This window comes from Bartonella sp. AP57NXGY (genome assembly GCF_042195805.1).
Lineage (GTDB): Bacteria > Pseudomonadota > Alphaproteobacteria > Rhizobiales > Rhizobiaceae > Bartonella.
On record NZ_JBHIOZ010000658.1, the window covers coordinates 1 to 559 of the forward strand.

The window sequence follows — 559 nt, forward strand, 5'->3', positions numbered from 1 at the left end:
CTCAGCTCAATTTTGAGCTCAGTGAGTATTTGCCGAATATCCCGCATAACATTCCGATGTTCTTTACCACATAATTCTGCAATTTCACGACTCGACATAGTCTGAGTGGTAGCACTATTAGCAGTGCTTTCTTTAATTTCTATAAGTGTGTTCACTGTGAACTCCTTGGTAATAGAGGTTTTCTATTGACACTCTAAAAGAGTGCCGGGTGCTAGAAAACACGGTACCAAGTCCGTCGTCACACCTTTCCCGTGAGGGTATTGTATAGTGTAACTACACCCGACAAGACCATTATATGCTACAGCATATAATGAGTCAAAATCTTTAATGTTCAGAAGACTGATTATTTCGGCAACCAATCCGCTTGGTATTTTAAGGTGTTTTCTAGGCACCTGATTCGGCAATAGACATACTGATAGTATTTTGTCAAATAAAAAATTAAAAAATCGGCGCTTATAAACTATATCGATTTTATCAGTAAATTCGTATTTCTTTTCCATAATTGTTGCTTTTAATGCATGCTTTGTCTTTTAAGCTCTTGAGACAGCACACCAATTCC

Annotated in this window: 1 protein-coding gene; it reads right to left on the bottom strand. The window is 37.6% G+C overall.

Annotated features, from left to right (window positions below; translation table 11 throughout):
* The coding region (locus tag ACFIL8_RS12495) for a Rha family transcriptional regulator (protein ID WP_375690098.1) at nt 1-155 on the bottom strand (155 nt) is incomplete at its 3' end.
* Nucleotides 156-559 lie beyond the last annotated feature (404 nt).